This window comes from Erwinia sp. E_sp_B01_1 (assembly GCF_036865545.1).
Taxonomy (GTDB): Bacteria; Pseudomonadota; Gammaproteobacteria; order Enterobacterales; family Enterobacteriaceae; genus Erwinia.
Map to the genome: position 1 here is coordinate 3,554,877 of NZ_CP142208.1, position 23,299 is coordinate 3,578,175.

24 protein-coding genes are annotated in these 23,299 nt (G+C 53.5%); 8 read left to right on the plus strand and 16 right to left on the minus strand.

The annotated features are described in order from the left end of the window. Positions 1 to 314 precede the first annotated feature (314 nt). Genes VRC33_RS16655 through VRC33_RS16665 form a run of 3 tightly spaced genes read right to left on the minus strand, consistent with a single transcriptional unit; the run spans position 315 to position 1,822 of the window. A complete protein-coding gene (locus VRC33_RS16655) occupies positions 315 to 800 on the minus strand; it encodes an Hcp family type VI secretion system effector (protein ID WP_338557432.1) in 486 nt (161 codons plus the stop codon). A 1-nt stretch (position 801) separates the two neighbouring features. After that, on the minus strand, positions 802 to 1,326 hold the full coding sequence (locus tag VRC33_RS16660) for a hypothetical protein (protein WP_338557434.1): 525 nt from the start codon (positions 1,324 to 1,326) through the stop codon (positions 802 to 804). Beyond that, complete coding sequence (locus VRC33_RS16665) at positions 1,307 to 1,822, minus strand: DUF2778 domain-containing protein (RefSeq protein ID WP_338557435.1); 516 nt, start codon at positions 1,820 to 1,822, stop codon at positions 1,307 to 1,309. The genes VRC33_RS16660 and VRC33_RS16665 overlap by 20 nt, the downstream gene beginning before the upstream one ends. A 196-nt stretch (positions 1,823 to 2,018) precedes the next feature. Here VRC33_RS16665 and VRC33_RS16670 point away from each other — a divergent pair, with 196 nt between their 5' ends. From VRC33_RS16670 to VRC33_RS16680, 3 genes are read left to right on the plus strand one after another with little or no spacing between them, the layout of a single operon-like run. Continuing rightward, positions 2,019 to 2,399 (plus strand): ArsC family reductase, encoded by a 381-nt coding sequence (locus tag VRC33_RS16670; protein ID WP_338557437.1) that lies wholly within the window; start codon positions 2,019 to 2,021, stop codon positions 2,397 to 2,399. 2 nt (positions 2,400 to 2,401) lie between these two features. Continuing rightward, positions 2,402 to 3,529: a succinyl-diaminopimelate desuccinylase gene (gene dapE, locus VRC33_RS16675; protein ID WP_338557438.1), complete on the plus strand. Its 1,128-nt coding sequence runs from the start codon at positions 2,402 to 2,404 to the stop codon at positions 3,527 to 3,529. Between the two features lie 12 nt (positions 3,530 to 3,541). Next, complete coding sequence (locus tag VRC33_RS16680) at positions 3,542 to 3,730, plus strand: YpfN family protein (protein WP_338557439.1); 189 nt, start codon at positions 3,542 to 3,544, stop codon at positions 3,728 to 3,730. A 32-nt stretch (positions 3,731 to 3,762) separates the two neighbouring features. Here the strand turns inward: VRC33_RS16680 and ypfH are convergent, their stop codons facing one another. From ypfH to dapA, 6 genes are all read right to left on the minus strand, one after another. Then, positions 3,763 to 4,455: an esterase gene (gene ypfH / locus VRC33_RS16685; RefSeq protein ID WP_338557440.1), complete on the minus strand. Its 693-nt coding sequence runs from the start codon at positions 4,453 to 4,455 to the stop codon at positions 3,763 to 3,765. 85 nt (positions 4,456 to 4,540) lie between these two features. Continuing rightward, positions 4,541 to 6,553: a GNAT family N-acetyltransferase gene (locus VRC33_RS16690; RefSeq protein WP_338557442.1), complete on the minus strand. Its 2,013-nt coding sequence runs from the start codon at positions 6,551 to 6,553 to the stop codon at positions 4,541 to 4,543. A gap of 2 nt (positions 6,554 to 6,555) precedes the next feature. Next, a complete protein-coding gene (locus tag VRC33_RS16695) occupies positions 6,556 to 7,416 on the minus strand; it encodes a neutral zinc metallopeptidase (protein ID WP_338557444.1) in 861 nt (286 codons plus the stop codon). 212 nt (positions 7,417 to 7,628) lie between these two features. After that, positions 7,629 to 8,342, minus strand: a complete 714-nt coding sequence (gene purC, locus VRC33_RS16700; RefSeq protein ID WP_338557446.1) for a phosphoribosylaminoimidazolesuccinocarboxamide synthase — start codon at positions 8,340 to 8,342, stop codon at positions 7,629 to 7,631. A 132-nt stretch (positions 8,343 to 8,474) separates the two neighbouring features. Then, entirely contained in the window at positions 8,475 to 9,509 is a 1,035-nt protein-coding gene (bamC, locus tag VRC33_RS16705) for an outer membrane protein assembly factor BamC (protein WP_338557447.1), read from the minus strand. Between the two features lie 15 nt (positions 9,510 to 9,524). Continuing rightward, positions 9,525 to 10,403 carry a 4-hydroxy-tetrahydrodipicolinate synthase gene (gene dapA / locus VRC33_RS16710; RefSeq protein ID WP_338557448.1) on the minus strand — a complete coding sequence of 293 codons (879 nt, stop codon included), beginning with the start codon at positions 10,401 to 10,403 and terminating at the stop codon, positions 9,525 to 9,527. Between the two features lie 156 nt (positions 10,404 to 10,559). On the opposite strand from dapA, the gene VRC33_RS16715 reads away from it, so the two are divergent. Continuing rightward, entirely contained in the window at positions 10,560 to 11,153 is a 594-nt protein-coding gene (locus tag VRC33_RS16715; protein WP_338557449.1) for a glycine cleavage system transcriptional repressor, read from the plus strand. Then, positions 11,131 to 11,598 carry a thioredoxin-dependent thiol peroxidase gene (gene bcp / locus VRC33_RS16720; RefSeq protein WP_338557451.1) on the plus strand — a complete coding sequence of 156 codons (468 nt, stop codon included), beginning with the start codon at positions 11,131 to 11,133 and terminating at the stop codon, positions 11,596 to 11,598. Before VRC33_RS16715 ends, bcp begins: the two co-directional genes overlap by 23 nt. A gap of 137 nt (positions 11,599 to 11,735) precedes the next feature. Here bcp and VRC33_RS16725 read toward each other — a convergent pair whose 3' ends face one another. From VRC33_RS16725 to VRC33_RS16735, 3 genes are all read right to left on the minus strand, one after another. Next, positions 11,736 to 12,809 carry an AI-2E family transporter gene (locus tag VRC33_RS16725; protein ID WP_338557452.1) on the minus strand — a complete coding sequence of 358 codons (1,074 nt, stop codon included), beginning with the start codon at positions 12,807 to 12,809 and terminating at the stop codon, positions 11,736 to 11,738. A 105-nt stretch (positions 12,810 to 12,914) separates the two neighbouring features. Further along, the gene (locus VRC33_RS16730; protein ID WP_338557453.1) at positions 12,915 to 14,522 is read right to left on the minus strand and encodes a sensor domain-containing diguanylate cyclase; all 1,608 of its coding nucleotides are present in this window, start codon (positions 14,520 to 14,522) and stop codon (positions 12,915 to 12,917) included. A 316-nt stretch (positions 14,523 to 14,838) separates the two neighbouring features. Beyond that, positions 14,839 to 15,444 (minus strand): DsrE family protein, encoded by a 606-nt coding sequence (locus tag VRC33_RS16735; RefSeq protein ID WP_338557454.1) that lies wholly within the window; start codon positions 15,442 to 15,444, stop codon positions 14,839 to 14,841. Between the two features lie 806 nt (positions 15,445 to 16,250). Between VRC33_RS16735 and VRC33_RS16740 the strand changes: the two genes are divergently transcribed. After that, a complete protein-coding gene (locus VRC33_RS16740; protein ID WP_338557456.1) occupies positions 16,251 to 17,711 on the plus strand; it encodes a M48 family metallopeptidase in 1,461 nt (486 codons plus the stop codon). A 62-nt stretch (positions 17,712 to 17,773) separates the two neighbouring features. Here the strand turns inward: VRC33_RS16740 and hda are convergent, their stop codons facing one another. The 3 genes from hda to upp form a co-directional block, all read right to left on the minus strand. Next, positions 17,774 to 18,475: a DnaA inactivator Hda gene (gene hda / locus VRC33_RS16745; protein WP_338564323.1), complete on the minus strand. Its 702-nt coding sequence runs from the start codon at positions 18,473 to 18,475 to the stop codon at positions 17,774 to 17,776. 86 nt (positions 18,476 to 18,561) lie between these two features. Next, complete coding sequence (gene uraA / locus VRC33_RS16750) at positions 18,562 to 19,845, minus strand: uracil permease (protein ID WP_338557457.1); 1,284 nt, start codon at positions 19,843 to 19,845, stop codon at positions 18,562 to 18,564. 66 nt (positions 19,846 to 19,911) lie between these two features. Continuing rightward, positions 19,912 to 20,538 (minus strand): uracil phosphoribosyltransferase, encoded by a 627-nt coding sequence (upp, locus tag VRC33_RS16755; RefSeq protein WP_338557458.1) that lies wholly within the window; start codon positions 20,536 to 20,538, stop codon positions 19,912 to 19,914. Between the two features lie 239 nt (positions 20,539 to 20,777). On the opposite strand from upp, the gene purM reads away from it, so the two are divergent. Both purM and purN read left to right on the plus strand, forming a co-directional pair. After that, positions 20,778 to 21,818, plus strand: a complete 1,041-nt coding sequence (gene purM / locus VRC33_RS16760; protein WP_338557459.1) for a phosphoribosylformylglycinamidine cyclo-ligase — start codon at positions 20,778 to 20,780, stop codon at positions 21,816 to 21,818. Beyond that, complete coding sequence (gene purN, locus VRC33_RS16765; protein ID WP_338557460.1) at positions 21,815 to 22,453, plus strand: phosphoribosylglycinamide formyltransferase; 639 nt, start codon at positions 21,815 to 21,817, stop codon at positions 22,451 to 22,453. Before purM ends, purN begins: the two co-directional genes overlap by 4 nt. Positions 22,454 to 22,524: 71 nt before the next feature. Here purN and pstB read toward each other — a convergent pair whose 3' ends face one another. After that, a complete protein-coding gene (gene pstB, locus VRC33_RS16770) occupies positions 22,525 to 23,292 on the minus strand; it encodes a phosphate ABC transporter ATP-binding protein PstB (protein WP_338557461.1) in 768 nt (255 codons plus the stop codon). Between the last annotated feature and the right edge of the window lie 7 nt (positions 23,293 to 23,299).

A 23,299-nucleotide genomic window follows, 5' to 3' on the forward strand; every position in this document is an offset into this window, starting at 1 on the left:
TGTCCCTCCTTATGCTAAGTCTTTGTCTGGATAGTGATCTTATAGCCTTCCCTGCTGCCTCGCAGGCGCTTCCGTTGTAGACTAACCGCCTGAACAGTATCGAATATAGTTGAAACCCACAGAAAACAGAAGGGAACCTGAGATGATGACCCTGTACGGCATTAAAAATTGCGAGCTGTTTTTGTTATAAGAACCTTAACAGCATTTTGGGGGCTTTGATAAAGAGGCTTTGATATGGTGGCTTGAGTATTTCCACTCTTAACGATTTACTGGGCCTTCTACCCTAAAGGGGCGTAATGCCCCCTTTCTGTTGGTTACGCTCTTACATTCCAGTCGTCTGAATACTGCACGTTACCATCGACATATCGCCATGTGATTCTCTCGTACATAAGAGCGATGGATTCCATGTGATTGATCTGCGAGTTTCCAGCCATTTTAGCGTTTGGCATTCCAGGATTTACACCTGTAATCTTCACACCCTCAATGGTCATAACGAAGTAGCATTCTTCTTGCCCAGCGTAGTCGATTCGGTACCAGCGAATCTCCGCACTTTTCAGCGTCTGCCCAGTGGCAACAGCTTTATAGAGATACGGGCTGGAACTATCAAACTCTTTTTCAATCATCATTGGGGAGTGCGAACGTTTGCCGGTGATCTTACCGTTGGCACTGTCTACCGGGATATTCAAACCGTGACTAAAACCTATAATTTCAATACTCCCTTCACGATCCCGGACGTCTACCGATCCCTTGATGTCTGCGCCACCATCGTCTTTAAGCCACATGTATGCTGGAATGGGCATTTTACAAACTCCTTTTGATTATGATTTTCTTCGTGATTAACCAATAACAAAAAATCGTTATTAGTAGGATAAAACCCACAATCGCCGCCATAGCGAAAGCTGAATATGTTTGATTGCCCGAAAACACGAGTTGATAAGGCAGAAAGCGGAACAGCGCCCAAAACAGAAAGGTGAAAACGAATATTTTTGCAAATCGTCTCAATGAGGAGAAAGCCCATTCTTTATGGAGAGAAGCAGGGCTCAATTTGTGTGTAACACCTTTATAAGCGGTAAATATTGCGCTAAGGATTGGAACACTGATCAGAGTGTTGATTAGAATACTAATATAGAAACGAATTGACTCAGTGGGTTCAGGATCAGGCTCACCTGATACCATTCTCCCGATTTTATCCGCATCCTCAAAGCTGACATGTTGGCTTACGAAACTACCTACTAAATCATCATAATTCAGTGTTTTTGCCACCATCAGCATAATCGCAGCGAACAAAGTAATCTTGAGCACCAAACTAAGGACACATTTTACCATTGGCGATCACCTCAATAGTGCCGTATGCCTTTAAGTTCCTCATGCAAGGAACATCCATTTGCGGCGTTCTCAGAAGTGCATTACGTAACATGGCAAAATCTGAATCATGCGGAAGAGTGATACAACCTTCTGACAGAGTGCCTGGATGCAAACGGAAATTACCGCGCTTGATGCCCTCAATCCAGGTGTAATCGTCAATTCCCCAGTCGTCCCGCCACAGGGCAAACCATTCGTTATGTCTGAACGTCGCGCCTTTAACTATGTTGTTATAAATATCCCGGACACCTGCATTAACTTGCGATCTTAGTCCACCTTCTGGACGGTCAACAATCCAATACGTACCAGCCGGAATCGGGCCGACAGTTGGCTTCATTCCACAAGCCCCCCGATTGCGATAAACCCCATCTCCAGAGAACGCTAAAAACGTGCCTACTCCAGGGAACGATAACGGAGAGTAATGCGCGTCGTTGATTACAAACTTTCCATGTAGAGCCATAAACCACCCAATATCCTTTTATGATGTGTGGTTATGGTACAGGTTGCTTTTCAGGCTATCCAGATTGTCTATTTGATTTTGAGAGATAGAATCCTTTTGACCGTAAAGGGTATGACCACGACAAATCGCCCCATTATTTTCAAGTATTGAAATAGCAGGTATGCTACAAACCATCAGGAAAAATTCAGGAAACCCCATGAAAAATAAGACAGATCGCCAGTTTACCCTGTACGGCATTAAAAATTGCGACACTATTAAGAAAGCGCGCAGGTATCTGGAAGCGAACGACGTGGTTTATCAGTTCCATGACTACCGTGCGGACGGACTGGACGGTGCCCTGCTGCAAAAATTTATTGATCAACTGGGATGGGAAGCGCTGCTGAACACCCGCGGTACCACCTGGCGTAAACTCAGTGAAGAGACGCGTAATGAGGTTAATACCGCCGCTGCCGCACATAAATTAATGCTGGAACAGCCTGCAATTATCAAACGCCCGTTGCTCTGCAGCGCCGACGGCTCTATGCTGCTGGGCTTTAGTGAAACTACTTACCAGCCATTTATTGCGGAGAAGTCCTGATTATGTTTTGTCCGGTCATTGAGCTGACGCAGCAGCTTATACGTCGTCCTTCCCTCAGCCCGGATGATGCCGGTTGTCAGGCTATTATGATCGATCGTCTGAAGGCGCTGGGCTTTACCATTGAGCCGATGCACATTGGCGATACCCTGAATTTCTGGGCCTGGCGCGGCCAGGGCGAAACGCTGGCCTTTGCCGGGCATACCGATGTGGTGCCTACTGGCGATGCAAGCCGCTGGATCAACCCGCCCTTTGAACCCACCATTCGTGACGGCATGCTTTATGGTCGCGGTGCGGCTGATATGAAAGGCTCTCTGGCGGCGATGATTGTCGCCGCTGAGCGCTTTGTTATCAGCAATCCCAACCATAAAGGCCGTCTGGCTTTTCTGATCACCTCAGACGAAGAAGCCAACGCCACAAACGGCACGGTAAAAGTGGTGGAAGCGCTGATGGCGCGCAACGAGCGGATGGATTACTGTCTGGTCGGCGAACCTTCCAGCACTGAAATTGTTGGGGATGTGGTAAAAAATGGCCGCCGTGGCTCCATGACCGCCAATCTGACCCTGCATGGGGTCCAGGGCCATGTCGCCTATCCTCACCTGGCTGATAATCCGGTGCATCGCGCCCTGCCAGCCCTGAATGAACTGGTGGCGAGAGAGTGGGATCAGGGCAACGAATTCTTCCCGCCTACCAGTATGCAAATCGCTAACGTTCAGGCTGGAACGGGGAGCAACAATGTTATTCCCGGCGAGTTCTTTGTGCAGTTTAACTTCCGTTTCAGCACGGAACTCACTGACCAGATGATCCAGCAGCAGGTTCAGGAACTGCTGGACCGCCATCAGTTACGCTACACGCTGGAATGGAAAATTTCCGGCCAGCCTTTCCTGACGTCACGCGGTAAGCTGGTGGATGCGGTAGTGAATGCCGTTGCGCACTATAATGAAATAAAACCGCAGCTGTTAACTACCGGCGGCACTTCAGACGGACGGTTTATCGCCCGCATGGGAGCCCAGGTGGTGGAATTAGGCCCGGTGAACGCCACCATTCATAAAATCAATGAGTGTGTTAAGGCCGCCGACCTGCAGCTGTTGAGCCGCATGTACCAGCGGATTATGGAACAGCTGATCGCTTAATAAGGAAAGAAAATGGAATGGCTTAAAGATTACTGGTGGCTGTTGGTGATTGTGCTGATGGTGGGCGTGTTGATGAACGTCTATAAAGACCTGAAGCGCATCGATCATAAAAAGTTTCTCGACAACAAACCGGAACTGCCCCCGCATCGTGATTTTAACGATAAGTGGGATGACGAAGACGATATGCCGAAAAAGAAATGAGTTTCAGCAGGGGCACCCGCCCCTGCTTCGTTTTACATCAGAGCGATCACGTCATCACCCGGTTTACTCCCGCTCAGCGCTTCGTCAAAATAGCGGCACGGAACGGTGTAGTGCAGATGATCCAGCGCGGCCTGCATGGCACGGTCATCAATTGCATGGGGCAGACCCTCCACAATATTCAGCGTCACATCCCCTCCCAGTGCCATTAACGCCTCTTCGGCTTCCACCGAGTGCCCCAGCGGAACACGATCGTCCTCATCGCCGTGGATCAGATGGATTGTAGTCTGGCGGGTCGCCTTTTCAGGTAGCGTGGCAAATCGCCCGGCAAAAGCGACCACTCTGCCCGCCAGCCCAGGCTGAGCTTTGCTCGCCTCCAGCGCCATGATGCTACCCTGAGAGAATCCAATCAGCGCCGTGGCTTCTGCTTTGATTCCACTCTGCTGCTGCCAGTGATTGATGGTGCCAACAAAGTTTGCCATGACCGCATCGATCCGGGACTGTTGGTTCTCTTCGGTGAGATCCTCTGTCGGGTACCACTGACGGCCCTGCTCGCCACCGGCATCCGGTGCGCCAATGCTGACCACCAGCGCCTGCGGAAATGAGTCGGCAAACCAGTTGCCAATTTGTCCCATAGCAACCGGGTTATCGCCTGCGCCGTGGAACAGCAAAAACAACTGGGCGGGAATGCCAGAAGGTTGACGGACGACAAAGTGCTCGTGTTTCATGATTTCTTCCTCACAACAGACAGCTCCGACTACAGGCAATGCGCCCGCCGAAGAATATTGAGAATGTTTGACCTGCACGGTGGATTTAATTCAATGACTTGAGGTAAGCCTGCCAGCTGGCGCTACGCAGGTGATCCAGCATGGTCATCGCCCGTTGGGCTTCCTGACGCCAGCCTGCCTGCACCGCTTTCCGGCCTGTTAACCCAAATTGCTGGCAGAGCTCTGCGGCAGACAGCCCGCCAAAGATGGCCCCGTTCAGAAGAGGATATTCACCCGTAGCTTCCCTGAGCAGCCGGGCCAGGGCACCAACGCTGGATTCAAACGGGCGATGTCCCCAGGCATAACCCGCCAGTTCCCGCCAGTCATCATCTTCCAGTTTCTGCTCTTCGCTGGCAGGAATAGCAAGCCCGGCATCCGGGATCAGCCGCTGTAACCACGGCCAGTCCCGCTGCATTTGTCGGGATGCGCGTTGAGCCAGCGCCTCAGCCTGCTCGCTGAGCGGCAGAACAGCCATCGCGGTATAGCATCCGCTGCTTGCTTCACGCTGGCTGCCAAAACGCACCAGCCTGAAACCACAGGCCTGCCAGAAGCGCCACAGATCTTCAGTATAGCCAAAACTCACCGACAGAAAATCCAGCCCCCCGGCCGCTGCCAGACTCTGTTCCACCATATGACGCCCCACGCCCTTGCGGCGGCAGGCCGGGGCAATAGCGATGCGGCTAATCCTACGGGAGTGCATTTGCGCAGCTTCAGGCCAGCCGCCGTGGGCAGCCAGTGACTGAGCCACCAGGTTGCCTCTGGGACGACGAAACCCGGCCCACACGGCACTGGCGAGTTCGGCAGAGAGGCCACCTTCATCCACCAGCCATGCTGCGCCCTGCACCACTTCCCCCTGCAAGGCCAGACTGAAATGCATCCCTGGCGCATCCATCATCCGCCGTAAATCCAGCGGTGAAGTGCGGTAATGCGCGCTGGTCAGCAACTGGTACATGGCCGACAAGCGTTCAGGCTGGTCCAGCCACGCAGACTGTTCGGGAAAAGCGAACTGCAAAGGCCGGTCGCTGCGTTCGGGCTCAGCCTCTGCAAACAGCAGCGCCTGATTGATAAACCGCTCCAGCGGGTCCCGTGCCGACCAGCGTAGCGGTCGATCCAGCTTGAGCAGAGTGACCTCTGGCAAACTGGCGCAGAACTTGAGCATAAATCCCCGCCCGGTTCCCTCATAGCCCTGTAGCGTGGAGGTCAGCAGCACACGGGGACAGAGAGTGACCAGTTGATGAAGGATTGGCGTCGGGATTGCGGCAGCTTCATCAATCAGCAGCCAGTCAACGTTCTGAGGGCGCTGCTCCGGATCAAGGGCCAGTAGCCTGTCCGGAGAAATAAAGTCGAATGCCTCGCCAGCAAACTCTGCCAGCACATCCGTGGCCATTTTTGCCGGTGCGGTGATCAGGCAGCGACCGGGCCAGCGCGCGGCCAGCTTTCCGGCCAGGGCTGACTTTCCCCTTCCTCTTGGGGCTGTCAGCACTGAAATACCCGGCTTGCTGATTAATAGCGCATCCAGCACCGCCTGCTGTTCCGCACTCTCTGCGGGTTGCCATTCGGGTAGCTCTGCCAGCAGGGGAAGCGTAAAAGGCTGCTGCTGCCGAAGCACCGCAACCTCTTTGTCCTGCTGAATAAGCTGCTGAAGACGCAGAATAAAATGACCAGAAGCTATAGCCGAAGGCTGCTCACTCCAGCGCAGGGTGTCGGTATCCGGCAGCATTGACCAGCTATCCCAGTCGGGCACCAGCATCAGCAGCCAGCTTCCCGCCTTAAGCGTACCGGAAAGCGCCGCCAGCGCCTCAGCATGAAAACCGCTACGGGCGTCAAACACCGCGTGAAGAAACTCCCGGCCCAGCAAAGTTCTGGCCGCGGCGGGTGCACAGTTCAACGGGCTACCGGGCGCATCGCCAAGCCACATCCAGTCGCCGGGAAGCCACGCCATCCACTGCTCTGCCTGCTGCTGACACCAGCCTGCCTCGCCGCTTACGACCAGAATCTGCCGTTGTCCCTGGCGCTTAAGCTGTTCGCTGTGCCTGAGGAGCGCCTCTGTCTCTGCCATGATCAGCGACTGAAGGTGTCGCACTGGCCCGGATTACCGCCATCAAACCCTTTTTTAAACCAGCTGTAACGCTGCTCAGAAGTACCGTGCGTAAAGCTGTCCGGCACTACCCGCCCCTGACTGCGTTGCTGCAAACGATCGTCACCTATGGCTTCTGCCGCATTCAGGGCCTCCTGCAGGTCGCCAGGCTCAAGTACATTCTGTTTTTGCATGTAGTAGCCCCACACGCCTGCAAAACAGTCGGCCTGCAACTCCATTTTTACCGACAGCTGATTCACCTGCGCCTCGCTTGCGCCCTGCTGCATCTGGCGAACCTTAGGCTCAATCCCCAGCAGTTTCTGCACGTGGTGGCCCACCTCATGGGCAATAACATAGCCCTGAGCAAAGTCGCCATCCGCGCCCAGCTTGTTTTTCATTTCGTCATAGAAAGAGAGGTCGATATAGACCGTGCTGTCTGCCGGGCAGTAAAACGGCCCCATCACCGACTGGCCTGTGCCACATCCTGTGCGGGTGGCACCCCGGTACATCACCATTTTGGGTGCAGTATAGGTTTTGCCCATTTTCTGGAACAGCTGCTGCCAGGTATCTTCAGTCGTTGCCAGAATCACCGAGGTAAATTTGGCGGCTTCATCCTGTTCAGGATTGATACCCTGACGTTGTGAAGCTGGCTGGCTGACAGAGGTCGATTCCCCCGTCAGCAGCGGGCTGAGGTCATAGCCATAGTAGCTGGCGACCACCACCACAATCAGCAGGATGATGCCCCCTTTGCCCCTTGGAATACGCATTCTGCCGCTGCCAACAGTACCGGATTCATTACGGCGATCGTCCACATTGTCGCTCTCACGGCGCCCTTGCCAACGCATAAATTACCTCTCGTTATTATCACTTCGCGGCTGATGCATTGATTTTAGTCGGCTGTCACGGGTAACACCAGCATTCAGGGGATTATGCGGAGTCAGTGAGCAAAGATTGGGCAGAACAGAAAAGTGAGGCACAGCAGGCAGAGACGGGTTTAACCAGGGCAGGAGAAAACTTAAAGAGAGAAGGCTGCGACAGCGTGCCGCAGCCCGAAAAATCAGTCCAGCTTAACGCCAAGACGATTAGCCACTTCTTCATAGGCTTCGATCAGGCCGCCCATGCTCTGGCGGTAACGATCTTTGTCCATCTTTTCCAGGGTTTCTTTGTCCCACAGGCGGGCACCGTCTGGCGAAAACTCATCGCCCAGCACCACTTCGCCGTTGAACAGGCCAAACTCCAGCTTGAAGTCCACCAGAATCAGCCCGGCATCGGAGAACAGCTTGCTCAGTACGTCGTTGGCTTTGTAAGTCAGCTCACGCATACGGGCCAGATTCTCTTTATTTACCCAGCCAAAGGTTTCGCAGTAGGATTCGTTGACCATAGGATCATGTTTGGCATCATCTTTCAGGAACAGGTCAAACAGCGGTGGATTGAGGATCATGCCCTCTTCCACGCCCAGACGCTTCACCAGTGAGCCTGCCGCACGGTTACGCACCACACACTCAACCGGCACCATATCCAGCTTTTTCACCAGAGATTCATTATCAGACAGCAGCGCTTCCAGCTGGGTTGGGATGCCCGCTTCCTGCAATTTAGTCATAATGAAATGATTGAACTTATTGTTAATCATGCCCTTGCGATCAAACTGTTCGATACGCTCACCGTCCAGTGCTGACGTATCATTGCGGAATTCGAGTACCAACAGATCCGGGTTTTCGGTGCTGTAAACGGTTTTCGCTTTGCCGCGATACAACTCAGCTTGCTTTTGCATCTTGTTTAACTCCAGAAATAGAACGGAAAAATTTTTGTGCTGTGACCAGTTTATTCGCTGTGACGAAAAAATCGAAGCAATCGTTTTCGTCGCGGAAAATAAAAAAGGCCGGAAGGGTCCGGCCTTAAGGTATTACTTACTGAAAGCGGCGTTAAACACGGCAACCAGCGAGTCGTTTTGCGACTGGGTCAGCGTGTGGCCTTTAGGATCCAGGAGCTGCAGGCTACTGCGGTTATCCAGATCGCCGACCTGAATTTTATAATCGCCATTTGCCAGGCCCGGATCTTTCGCGCCTATTTCATCCCAGTCACTGCTGCCCGGGGCTTTATAGGTCACGTTCAGGCTGCCCTGAGAACGGTTTTTATCCGTAACTTTCATGCCTACGCGCTCAAGGGCTGCTGGCAGACGATCCCAGACAGTGTTGAACGGCGCACGTACGATCAGATCTGGCAGGCCGGTATCATCAGCCCCGCTCTGCACATCGATCTGTGTCGCGCTGCGTTGTGCCGCGGCATTTTCACGGGTGGTTTCGATTTTATCCAGACCGCTGCTCAGCTCATTCAGCATCTGTGCAGTGTAACGCTGCAGCTGAACAGGCGAGTTCACGCCGGTGTTTTCCTGCTGCAATTCCAGCAGTTTTACAGAGAGCGCCTGCTGATAGCCCTGCTGCTGAACGCTGATCTGGTAGCGGCCACGGTACTGGTGATCTTCATCAGCACGGTTCCACTGGACCCAGTCGGTGGTCAGCGTCTGGTTAGCATCATTGCGGCTGGCAACCGGGAAGTTCTTCGCCTGCACCACATCAACAACCTGCGGCCACAGGGTACCGGCACGAGCGTTATCCAGCAGCAGCACGCCTGAGTTACCGGCGAACTGGGTACGGGTCCCGTTCATTAATGCCAGCGGCTGAGCCGGTGGACGGATGTCCAGCTGCTTGCCCACGGCACCTTTGCTGCTGGCGGATGGGATATCATAATCGCCATTCTGCAGCGGCAGCACCATCCCTGCTGGTGCATGCAGATCGCTGACATCAGCCGCCTGCAGATAAGACTCATCGCCGCTGACCTGACGCTTATAGCGCTGATCGCTGGAACATGCTGACAGCAGCATCACCAGAGAAAGCCCCACCACTGTTGCTACCCTGGACTTTTGTACTGAATAAGCCATTAAAACTCCCTAAATTTACAGCAGACCTGCATTTTTCAGTGCCTGCTCAACAACCGGACGACCGGCATCAGTCATCGGCGTCATTGGCAGACGCAGCGTGTCGGTTGCAATTAATCCTAACTGTTTGGCAGCCCATTTGACCGGGACAGGATTAGGCTCAATGAATAGCTTCTGATGCAGGTGCATCAGGCGCTGATTAAGGCGTCGCGCTTCTGCAAAATTACCCTGTTTGGCAAGATTGCAGAGTTCCACCATTTCGCGCGCGGCAATATTTGCCGTCACAGAGATCACTCCCTGTCCGCCCAGCTGCATGAAGTCGAGGGAAGTGGCATCATCGCCACTGACCAGAATGAAATCTTCATCAACCAGCTCTTGGATCTGACTTACCCGCGATAAGTTCCCGGTCGCCTCTTTGATTCCGATAATATTTTTTATTTTCGCCAGGCGACCCACCGTTTCTGGCAGCATGTCACAGCCAGTACGGGACGGCACATTATACAGCATTTGCGGCAGGTCAGTGCTTTCAGCAATGGCCTTAAAGTGCTGATAAAGCCCTTCCTGAGTTGGACGGTTGTAGTAAGGGGTGACGGTCAGGCAACCCACCACGCCAGATTTCTCAAAGCGTCTGGTCAGCGCGATGCCTTCCGCAGTCGCGTTGGCACCGGTTCCGGCGATCACCGGAATGCGTCCGTCGGCCAGCTCCAGGGTCATCATCACCACATCCCCATGTTCATCATGGCTCAGCGTGGCTGATTCGCCGGTAGTCCCTACCGAGACAATTGCCGCTGTTCCGCTGGCAACGTGATAATCAATCAGTTTTTTTAAACTCGCACGGCAGACATACCCTTTGTCATCCATCGGCGTGATGAGTGCAACAATACTTCCCGTGAACATTAGCCATCCCCTCCCCAAACAAGTGCTTCATGGTAAGGTTTACGACACTCTAAAAGCAAGCGGGCAAGGCCTCCAGCCCCTTGGCAGAGGGTTTTTTTATGTTTACCTTAGAGTTATCACAATTGCTAATCACTGAGACGCACAGGAAGCATCATTTTGCCGCAGTCACAGCAACATCATCTGGTTATCACCGCACTGGGGGTTGACCGTCCGGGGATCGTTAACACCATCACCCGTCACGTAAGCAGCTGCGGTTGCAATATCGAAGATAGCCGCCTGGCCATGCTGGGGGAAGAATTCAGCTTTATAATGCTGCTTTCCGGCAGTTGGAATGCGATCACGCTGATTGAATCTACCCTGCCCCTTAAGGGCGCGGAACTGGAATTGCTGATCGTAATGAAACGCACAACCTTCCGTGAGCGTCCTCCCATGCCTGCCACCGTATGGGTCCAGGTTGAGGTCAAGGACTCCCCCCATATCGTTGAGCGTTTCACCGATCTGTTTGATTCTCATCAGATGAATATTGCCGAACTGGTGTCCCGCACGCAGCCCGCGCAAGAAAATCAGCCCACGTTGCTCTATATTCAGATTACCGCGCACAGCCCCGCCAGCCAGGATGAATCATTTATCACTCAGGCCTTCAACCGGCTCTGTACAGAATTGCAGGCGCAGGGCACTATTAACGTCGTCCAGTATCCACAGCATGATGAAAAAATGGAGAGTAGTGATGAATCCACTGAAAGCCGGTGATACAGCACCGAAATTTAGTCTGCCCGATCAGGATGGCGAGCAAGTAAATTTGACCGACTTCCAGGGACAGCGCGTTCTGGTTTATTTCTACCCGAAAGCGATGACACCAGGCTGCACCGTACAGGCTTGCGGTTTGCGTGACAGCATGGATGAGCTGAAAAAAGCAGGCGTTGAGGTGCTGGGTGTCAGTACTGATAAACCTGAGAAACTGTCGCGATTTGTTGAGAAAGAGCTGCTGAACTTTACGCTGCTCTCTGATGAAGACCATCAGGTTTGTGAGCAATTTGGTATCTGGGGAGAAAAATCCTTCATGGGCAAAACCTATGACGGTATTCACCGCATCAGCTTCCTGATTGGCACGGATGGCAAGGTTGAGAAGGTGTTTGACGACTTCAAAACGGCAAACCACCATGACATCGTGATGGATTACCTGAAGTCAGCCTGATCGCCAGAAATCAGGGTGGACAGGATCTGACATTCTGAACTGCACCTCAAAGGTTGGCGATTGTTATGCCATGTTGAGGTGCAGTTTTTCAGGGTTTATTCTCTCGTATTCAGGCCCGAAGCTCTCCCTGCCCGCCGCTATTTCAGCCTCTTCTGCTCCAGATTCAGTTCATCCGGCCAGGCATGGACCACCGCTTTGATCAGCGTGGCCAGCGGGATAGCAAAGAACACGCCCCAGAAGCCCCACAGCCCACCAAAAATCACCACGGAAAGAATGATCACCAGCGGGTGAAGATTAACCGCCTCTGAAAACAGCACCGGCACCAGAATATTGCCGTCCAGCCCCTGAATAATCAGGTAAACGATAATCATCGTCCAGAAATCGCCGCCTAACCCCCACTGCGCCAGGCCTACTCCAATAACCGGGATAGTCACCGCCAGCGCGCCAACATAGGGGATCAGCACAGAAAAGCCCACCAGCACTGCCAGCAACAGCGCATAGTTCATGCCGATTGCCCAGAAACCGATCCAGGTGGCAATGCCTACCACTACCATCTCCAGCACCTTGCCGCGAATGTAGTTAGAGACCTGCTGATTCATCTCCACCCATACCTGCCCTGCCAGGCCGCGATTGCGTGGCAGGACGCGACTGATGGCAGCCAGCATCTGCGCTTTGTCCTTCAGCAGGAAGAACACCATCAACGGCACCAGCACCAGATAGATCGCCAGCGTCATAATGCCCACCAGCGAAGCCAGAGAGTATTTCACCAGCTGATCGCCCATGCCGCTAAGCCTGCTGCGCAGATTCTCCACCACGATATCCACGATGCCCACATCCATTAACGTAGGGAAGCGCTCCGGCAGACGGGTGGCAAATTGATAGAGCCTGTTGAGCATGGTGGGCAGCTCATGGGCCAGATTGATCCCCTGCTGCCAGGCAACAGGCGCCACCACCAGCACTAATACCAGTAATAAAGAAGCGAAGAGGATCAGGATAATGGTGGTGGCCCAGGTACGTGAACACCCCAGACGCTCCAGCCTTACGGTGGGCCACTCCAGCAGATAGGCGACCACCAGAGCCACCAGCAGCGGCGCCAGCAGACCATTAAAGAAAAAGAGAATACAGAAGGCTGCAAGCAGGATGGCCAGCAGGGCAATTGCCTGAGGATCGCTGAAGCGGCGGCGATACCACTGTATCAAGAGGTCCAACATGAAAAACTTCCTTGGTGCAAAGGGGGAAACCAGTCTACCTGAAAGGATAAGCTGCTGTCGCGTGACTGCCCGGCCCGACATTACGTCGCGCCGGACAGCATAAAATCAGCCGGTATGGCGTTGGGGTTGCAGAGGCACAGCGGCATCAGGCGGGGTGGTCACGACCCGGTTACGTCCGGCATTTTTCGCCTGATACAACGCGTCATCAGCCTGCTTGAAGACCTTCTCCATCGGCATTTCATCGGCAGACCAGAAGGCTACACCTATGGAAATAGAGATATGCCCCACCACAGGAAGCTCCTGCTGTTCGATCTTTTTACGTACGCGCTCAGCAATGGCTACCGCGACATCACGTTCGGCTCCCGGCAGGATCATCAGAAACTCCTCCCCGCCGTTGCGGCAGACCACATCAGTCTGGCGGGAGCTTTTCCCCAACTGATGCGCCACGGTTTTGATCACGCTGTCGCCCACGTCGTGGCCCCAGGTGTCATTGACCCGTTTGAAGTGGTCAATATCCAGCGCCAGCACCGCAAAAGGCTGACGGGTAGCCAGAAAATACTCCAGCACGGCATTCAGGCCACGGCGATTGAGCAATTCGGTCAGCGGATCGGTCTGTACTTCAAAATTCAGCCGGCCAATTTTATCCTGTAGCAGCGCGATGCCGCTGAGCATGGCGCGTTTGATCTGCAGAGCTTCATAATACCAGGAGTGGATGCCATTGAGCTCTTTCGACACGCCGGGTGCATCCATCTGGCTGGCCTTACGGGCCAGTTGCCAGAGCGGTAACGCAATCAGCCGCGCAAGGATCCAGGCAAAAATCAGCGTCAGCAGCGCAAAAGGCACCGAGTGTTGAAGCACTTTAAGTAACAGGCTGGTCAGCGGTTCCAGGGTGGTCTGAGTCGGTTTCAGGGCAACGATAGTCCAGCCAGGCGTTGCCACAGTGGCATAACCTGCCAGCATCGGCTCACCGTTCTGTGCCGGGACTTGCTGATACCCGTTGTTTTTATTCTTCCTGGCGTCTTCGCCGATGAGAGGAGTAATTTTTTGCCCGACCAGTTTGCCGTTCTGGTGATAGAGAACCCGGTTATCGCTGTCCACCACATACAGAGAAGAGCCGTCGCGGTAGAACTGCTCGCCGAGCAATTCATTGAGGATACTTTTCTTCTTAAGGTAGATAGTGCCGCCGACAAAGCCCAGATAGCTGCCGGTTTTCGACCAGACAGGATAAGAGACAAACACCATCAGATTATTAGCAGCAGAAATACCCGGCTTGCCGATCAGCGGCTTGCGCTCTGCCAGGGCCTGCCTGGTGGAACTGGTGGTCAGGTGCATCCCCTTGAGCATCAGCGATTCTGGCGAGATCGCCTTTACCCAGCCGTTGGCATCGACAATCACCACAGAGTTAAAGCTGTTGGTCTGTTCGCGAAGGCGCTCCACTTCACTCTGTAGCGCGGTTTCATTATCCATGCCTTCGCTCAGCACTTTGGCGCTGTACCCCAGCTGTGACTGCGCCAGCTGGAAGAACATTTCCGTGGTGGAGGCGAGTTTGGTGGCGTAAACGCGATTGGATTCCAGCGTGTTAGCGATCAGCACCTCACGCTGTACCCGCCAGGTGGCGTACAGGGAGTTAGCCAGCGTAATCACAATGCTGGCCACGGCTAATAATGTAATAAGCGTGCGCAGGTCCGTTTTGGGGCGACGTAGCCTCAACATGGACCCACCTTGGTGCGACGTTTCATCTTGTAGCGCCTTATAATTTTATGTGCGCGTTTAATAAGTGCGTGATGTGCCCTGGTGAAGCACGCGCTGATTGTACACGTCCTGTGCATTTTGGGAATAATTCGGAAGGAATGAGACCAATAAAAATTTGATTTAATCGGTGAGTGCGTGGGGATCGCAGAAGGGATAAGAAGTGTCAAAAATGGCTACCCTGCGGGGGGAACGCCACAGCGGCCATGTTCAGCGTCTGACGCATCAGTGAACGCTCAGGTAAGCGGGTCAGTGACCCGCACACTAAAGGCACTGCAGATTACATAGCGAGGAAAGCATATCCCTGGTTTTCCAGGGTGGAAACCGTAGTGGAGCTGGACAGGGCGTGGGTAACGGATTGATCAATCCAGTCATGCTGGAAATGGTGGAAAGCAACGGACTGATCGCATACTGACACATCCACACCTTTCGCCCGCAGCTGGCCGATCAGCTTCAGGCTGGGGTTATCGATGCCAAACATTTTTTTATACTGCTCGTTATTCAACATCGCTGGTGTGCCATCACCCGTGACGGAAACCACAAATTTTAACTGATCAACCGGCACCCCTGAAGCCACATACAAGTTCACCACGCGGGCCACACGTTCCAGGCCCAGATTAGGATCTTTGGGGCTGTTTTCAGCTTTGGTAATCTGAAAAACAATTTTATTACTGTCGCCGACGGCTGGCCGGTAAGCCACGTTCGGCTCGTAATGCATTTTGCCATAGCCTTCGATAGCGGGGGTGGACCAGAAACCTTCAGGATCGCTGGCTTTATTACCGAAACGCTCGCTGACTTTAGCGACAATATCGGGAGCCTGAGAAAAACTGGCCCCCACAAAACCCGCTACTACGGCGATTAATAGATAAGAGACTACTGGACGCATAGAATGCTCTCCGCAACAGGGCAATGAGTCAGAGGGAACACGAAAAATGTTTAGAGGCTCACACATCGTGGCGAGCGAATGAGATATACCATAGCTTTGCGGAAATGATCCGGAGGGAAAAAATGAGGAATGCCTTATTAATTTAGCAGCAAAATCATTGTAATAAATCAGTATTCATTTATTTTGCATAATTGCAATCCGCACATAACAGAAATACATCCCATCCATTAGTGAGCCTTTAAATTTTTAACTAAATTATGATTATTGGTTAGTCAGGTCTAAACAAAATAAACCATAAAATAAATTGGCTCTGATTATGTCATTAATAAAATAATTACCGGACCTGTTAAAAACAAATAACATTACGTTATTAAAAAGAAAACTTAACCTTCACCCTCATTTTCCATCATCGGTAATCCCCTGTTTTTAAGATTAAACCCAGCCAAATTCCATGCCATCATCAGTTTAATTGAATAAATTTACTTAACTTTAATTAACACTGGTAACAGGAGACAAAGGATCGGTAGCCGTTCAGAGAGATAATCTTTCACTAAAATGCTGTTTCATGGCTTTATCTGTTTTATTAGCGTCTCATTGCTGCCTGTCAGAGTATTTACGGACGTTCAGTTTTTTAAGTCAAACAGGGTCATTATGCAGAATTTCTTTCACGTTGAGCCGGACAGGGCCTTTTTCTTCTCTGATGATTCTGATTACTATATCCTGCCAGAATGCGTGGACAGCCAAACCAGGCAGAACATTTTGTCTGTCTTCCGGTCGAAAGGGATATCATCAGAATGGGACTCAGCATGATTAAACAAATGAAGAAGTGTGCACTGGCATCGCTTATCATCACACTGACAGCGACGTCGCTGCCAGCGAAGGCAGACATTACCGATACCCTGCCCGATATTGGCACAACAGCGGGGAACACATTGTCCATCAATCAGGAACTGGCGATGGGCGATTTTTACGTCAGGCAGCTGCGGGCCAGCGCCCCTCTGATCAACGATCCTTTGCTGAATGATTACATCAATCAGCTGGGCCAGCGCCTGGTTAACCATGCCTGGTCGGTAAAAACCCCGTTTCACTTCTATTTAATTCGTAATGATGAGATCAATGCCTTCGCCTTCTTCGGCGGAAATGTGGTGCTGCATTCCGCCCTGTTCCGCTACACAGAAAACGAAAGCCAGCTGGCCTCGGTGATGGCGCATGAAATTTCTCACGTCACTCAGCGCCATCTGGCACGCGCCATGGAAGAGCAGCAGCGTAATGCGCCGCTGACCTGGGTGGGCGCGCTGGGGTCAATTCTGCTGGCAATGGCCAATCCCCAGGCCGGAATGGCCGCCCTTAGCGGCACGCTGGCCGGTACGCAACAGGGCGTGATCAGCTTTACCCAACAGAACGAGCAGGAAGCCGATCGTATCGGCATTCAGGTGCTGCAACGGGCAGGCTTCGATCCGGAAGCGATGCCCAATTTCCTGCAAAAGCTGGCCGACCAGTCGCGCTTCTCTTCAAAACCGCCGGAAATTTTGTTAACTCACCCCTTACCCGACAGCCGTCTCTCTGATTCCCGTAACCGTGCCAACCAGATGAAACCGGTGGTGGTGCAATCCTCTCAGGACTACTACATGGCAAAAGTGCGTGCGCTGGGCATGTACTCTACGGGAAAAAACCAGCTGACTGATGACATTCTGGATGCGCTGACTAAAGGGAATAACCGCGAACAGGCGGCAGCTCAGTATGGAAAAGCCGTGCAGTTTCTTCAGGCTAAAAGCTTTGCCAACGCCCAAAAAATCATCGCACCACTGCTCGATAAGCAGCCTGATAACGTCTGGTATCTGGATATTATGAGCGATATTGATATCGGGCTGGATCGGCCACAACAGGCGATTAGCCTGCTGCTGGCAGCGAAAAAATCCGCGGCAAGCCCGGTGGTGCAGCTGAACCTGGCGAATGCCTACGTGGAAGCCAGACAGCCCGCTAACGCCAGCAAAATCCTCTACAAGTATACCTGGGCCCATAAAGATGATCCCAACGGCTGGGATTTGCTGGCGCAGGCCAGTGCCGATCAGGGGCTGACGGATGAAGAGCAGGCGGCGAGAGCGGAAAGCCTGGCGCTGAATGGCCAGCTCGATCAGGCCATTCGCAGCCTGAGCAGTGCCAGCGCGGGCGTACCGTTAGGCAGCCTTAAGCAGGCGAGATACGATGCACGCATCGATCAGCTACGCCAGTTACAGGAACGTTTCCGTAAGTATCAAAAATCTTAAGGGTATTGGGGAGTCAGTACAGATACCGGCAGGCACAGGGCAGCAGGAGCCGCGCCAAAGCTTCACAGCCCCAGCGCTTCCTTCACAAAGGGAATGGTTAACTTGCGCTGGGCGCTGATGGAAGCACGATCCAGCTTATCCAGGGTAACAAACAGCGTCCGCATTTCACGATCCAGCCTTTTCAGCAGAAAACGGCCCACGTCTTCCGGCAGCTCAAATCCGCGCAGCTTTGCACGCAGCTGCAGCGCCTGAACCTTGTCTTCATCAGACAACGGCTGGAGCCGGTAAATCTGCCCCCAGTCGAGACGTGAAGCGAGATCGGCCAGCTTGAGGTTTAACTGTCTTGGAGGACGATCGGCGGTGATCAGCAGACGGGTTCTGCCCGTTTCGAGAATGCGGTTATAGAGATCGAAAATCGCCATTTCCCAGGGTTCATCCCCGGCAATGCATTCGATATTGTCGATACAGATCAGCGGTAACTGCTCCATACCGTCCAGCACTTCCGGCACAAACCAGGTTCGCTTATCCAGCGGCACATAGCCGACGGCCTCACCACGGGCGGAGAGTTCAGCACAGGCGGCGTGCAGTAAATGACTGCGGCCTCCCCCTTCACGCGACCAGAAATAGAAATAGCTGCCATGCTCCTGTTGCAGCGCACTTTGCAGCGCGGCAATCAGCGACGGGTTCTCTCCCGGCCAGAAGCTGGCGAAAGTTTCGTCATCGGGCAAATAGAGTGGCAATGAGAGCTGTGCCGGTGTGTTCAGAAGCACCTCGTGTTGATCGGGCAAAATCCGGCTGGAGTTTATCACAACTTTCTTCTGTTAATAAACGCAGCCGGATCTCTCCTGGCTTATGGACGATCGCTGTCCTGCGGATCCAGGATCACTTCTTCAGGACGAACCACGCTGATAAGTTTGAAGATCAGGCTCAGCAGAATGCCGACAATGGTCGCCAGCGCCATGCCTTTCAGCTCCGCCGCGCCAATATGCACGGTGGCGCCACTGACGCCGATAATCAGGATCACCGAGGTCAGGATCAGGTTCTGCGCTTTGTTGTAATCCACTTTTGACTCAATCAGCACGCGGATACCCGAGGCTCCAATCACGCCGTAAAGCAGCAGCGAAACGCCGCCCATTACCGGCACGGGGATAGCCTGAATAATCGCTGCCAGTTTACCCACGCAGGAGAGCAGGATCGCCAGGATTGCCGCCCCGCCGATCACCCAGGTGCTGTAGACACGGGTGATAGCCATCACGCCAATATTTTCGCCGTAGGTGGTATTGGGCGTGGAGCCAAAGAAGCCAGAGAAGACCGTGGAAATACCGTTGGCAAACATTGAGCGATGCAGTCCTGGATCTTTCAGCAAATCCTTTTTCACGATATTGGCCGTTACCACCAGATGTCCAACGTGTTCGGCAATCACCACCAGCGCGGCAGGCAGGATGGTCAGCATCGCATACCATTCGAAACGCGGGGTGTAGAAGGTTGGCAGCGCGAACCACGGAGCCGCTTCGACGGGAGCCCAGTTAACGATGCCCATCGCGGATGAGAGCGCATAGCCAACGATCACGCCAATCAGAATCGGGATGATCGCCATAAAGCCACGAAACAGGACTGACCCGAATACCGTTACGGCCAGCGTCACCATGGAGATGATAATGGTTTTGCTGTCGACTGAAGCGCCGTTGGCAGGCAGCAGCCCGGCCATGTTCGCCGCCACGCCAGCCAGCTCCAGACCAATGACCGCAACTATCGCCCCCATTGCCGCCGGAGGAAACATCACATCCAGCCAGCCGGTTCCGGCTTTTTTGACGATCAACGCCACCAGACAAAACAGCACGCCGCACAAAATAAATCCGCCCAGCGCCACTTCATACCCCAGCGGCAGCAGCAGCAGCACCGGTGAGATAAACGCAAAGCTCGATCCCAGATAAGCCGGGATTTTTCCCTTACAGATAAAGAGATAGAGCAAGGTACCCAGACCGTTAAACAGCAGCACGGTGGCCGGATTGATATGGAACAGGATCGGTACCAGTACCGTGGCGCCAAACATCGCGAACAGGTGCTGGAAGCTGAGGGGAATGGTTTGCAGCAGCGGTGGCCGCTCGCTGACGCCAATTGCACGACGAGTCATAGTGATACCCTTTGTTTTACCCAATAAAAAGCCGACTCTGCGGTCGGCTTGGAAATTATCTTTTAGCTATTTGGTACCAAAAATCTTATCGCCTGCGTCGCCCAGGCCTGGAATGATATAGCCCTTCTCGTTCAGTCCCTGATCCACTGACGCGGTATACAGCTCAACATCCGGGTGTGCTTTCTCCAGCGCCGCGAGGCCTTCTGGGGCGGCAACCAGCACCAGCACTTTGATACTGGTGCAGCCCGCTTTTTTCAGCAGGTCGATGGTGGCGATCATGGAACCGCCGGTTGCCAGCATCGGGTCAACAACCAGTGCCATACGCTCTTCAATGTTGGAGACCAGCTTCTGGAAATAAGGCACCGGCTCCAGCGTTTCTTCATCGCGGTAGACGCCCACAACGCTGATACGGGCGCTGGGAACATGTTCAAGCACCCCTTCCATCATGCCAAGACCTGCACGCAGGATCGGCACCACGGTAATTTTTTTGCCTTTGATTTGCTCGATCTCAACCGGGCCATTCCAGCCTTCGATAGTGACCGTTTCGGTGGCTAAATCAGAGGTGGCTTCATAAGTCAGCAGACTTCCCACTTCTGAGGCGAGTTCACGAAAACGTTTGGTGCTTACGTCATGTTCACGCATCAGACCCAGTTTATGTTTGACCAGCGGGTGTTTGACTTCCACGATCTTCATTGTTGTACTCCCGGAGTGTTAAGCTGCAAAAAAAATCGCGAGATTATAGCGCCATTTACGCGCTGCGCCATATGACTTAATGCAACTTCTGCCAATTCCTTCGCGCTCTGTTAAGAATTGGCTAAAATTCAGATATCCGCAACGCGTCGAAGATGGCACTCGCAAACGTTTGCCTGCGCTGTTAGAATTGCCGCGCTTTATTTTCCAACCACCAACCGCAAACCGCGTGGGGATTCGCAGTGACCGACAAAACCTCTCTCAGCTATAAAGACGCCGGCGTAGATATCGATGCTGGTAATGCTTTAGTCGATCGTATTAAAGGCGTAGTGAAAAAGACCCGTCGCCCGGAAGTCATGGGTGGGCTGGGCGGTTTCGGTGCCCTTTGTGCACTGCCGCAAAAATACCGCGAACCGATTCTGGTTTCCGGCACTGACGGCGTCGGCACCAAGCTGCGTCTGGCGATGGACCTTAAACGCCACGATTCCATCGGAATCGATCTGGTCGCGATGTGCGTGAATGATTTGGTGGTTTCGGGAGCCGAACCCCTGTTCTTCCTGGATTACTATGCCACCGGCAAACTGGATGTGGAGATCGCAGCCAGTGTGATCACCGGGATTGCTGAAGGCTGTTCACAGTCAGGCTGTGCATTGGTAGGCGGCGAGACCGCTGAAATGCCGGGCATGTATCATGGCGAAGATTACGACGTGGCTGGCTTCTGTGTCGGCGTGGTCGAAAAATCAGAAATTATCGACGGCAGCAAAGTTCAGGACGGCGACGTGCTGATTGCTCTCGGTTCCAGCGGCCCGCACTCCAACGGCTATTCGCTGGTGCGTAAGATTCTGGAACACAGCAACACCGATCCGGAAACCACTCAGCTGGAAGGCAAGCCTCTGGCCGATCATCTGCTGGCCCCAACCCGCATCTACGTGAAGAACATCCTGAGCCTGATTGAACAGGTTGATGTTCATGCTGTTGCTCACCTGACCGGCGGCGGCTTCTGGGAAAATATCCCACGCGTGCTGCCTGACAACACCCAGGCGGTGATTGATGAGTCAAGCTGGCAGTGGCCTGCTGTGTTTGGCTGGATGCAGGAAGCGGGCAACGTGAGCCGCTTTGAGATGTACCGCACCTTTAACTGTGGCGTAGGCATGTTGATTGCCCTGAGCGCAGAAGAAGCGGACAAAGCGGTGCAGTTGATGACCGATGCGGGCGAGAAAGCCTGGAAAATCGGGGTGATCAAGGCTTCCGATTCTGAAGAACGTGTGGTCATTAACGCATGAAACGGCTAGTCGTGCTGGTATCCGGCCAGGGGAGCAATCTTCAGGCAATCCTGGATGGCTGTCAGCAGGGCCAGATCCACGGCAGCGTGGCTGCCGTGTTCAGCAACAAATCGGAAGCTTACGGTCTGACGCGAGCGCGTGAGGCCGGGGTGCCTGCCCATGCGCTGGCGGCCTCTCAGTTTGCCGATCGTGAGGCGTTTGATAATCAGCTGATGCTGGAAATCGACGCTTATGCACCCGATCTGGTAGTGCTGGCCGGTTATATGCGCATTCTCAGTCCGCAGTTTGTTCAGCACTATGCCGGACGAATGCTGAATATCCACCCCTCCCTGCTGCCTAAATATCCCGGATTGCATACGCATCGCCAGGCCATTGAGAACGGTGATGAAGAGCACGGAACATCGGTGCATTTTGTCACTGAACAGTTGGATGGCGGCCCGGTGATCCTTCAGGCGAAGGTGCCGGTTTTTGCTGGCGATACTGAGGATGAGGTAAATGCACGCGTTCAGCATCAGGAACACGCCATTTATCCGTTGGTGGTGAGCTGGTTTGTTGAGGGTCGTCTGGAGATGAAGGATGACGCAGCCTGGCTGGATGGCGAGAAGTTACCGCTGGAAGGTCACGCGTTCGACTGACCGGACAGGTGCGCGAAGCTGAATATCAAAAGGGGCGAAAGCCCCTTTTTGCCGGGCAGAATTCAGAAAACTCAGCCGTAGCGCCCGGTAATATAATCCTCGGTACGACGCTGGCGCGGCGTTGTGAAAAGTTCGTCCGTTTCACCAAACTCCACCACGCTTCCCTGATGCATAAAGGCCGTGAAGTCAGAGACACGCGCGGCCTGCTGCATGTTATGGGTGACGAGGATCAGCGTGAAGTGCTGCCGGAGCGTGCTCATCAGCTCTTCGATGACCAGCGTGGAGATGGGGTCCAGCGCCGAGGTAGGTTCATCCAGCAGCAGTATCTCCGGCTCAATAGCGATCGCGCGGGCAATCACCAGCCGCTGCTGCTGACCGCTGGAGAGCGTCAGCGCGTTCTGCCAGAGGTTATCTTTGACTTCGCTCCACAGCGCAGCAGCACGCAGCGCCCGCTCTACCGCCTCATCCAGCACCCGACGATCGCGCACGCCCTGCAGGCGCAGTCCATAAACCACATTTTCATAGATAGTTTTAGGAAACGGGTTCGGTCGCTGGAACACCATGCCAACTCTTCTGCGCAGCGCGGAGAGATCCTGACTGCCCGATAAAATCGACTGCTGGTTGATCCGGATATCGCCTTCGGTACGACAGCCGTCGATCAGCTCGTTCATCCGGTTTAGGCTCCGCAGCAGCGTGGATTTGCCGCAGCCGGAGGGGCCAATCAGGGCGGTAATGCGATTTTTAGGAATGCGCAGGGCGATCTCATTCAACGCCTGTTTTTCGCCATACCACAGCGAAAAATTTTCCAGCTCAAGCGTGGTTTCCAGCTCATCAGCCATCACAATT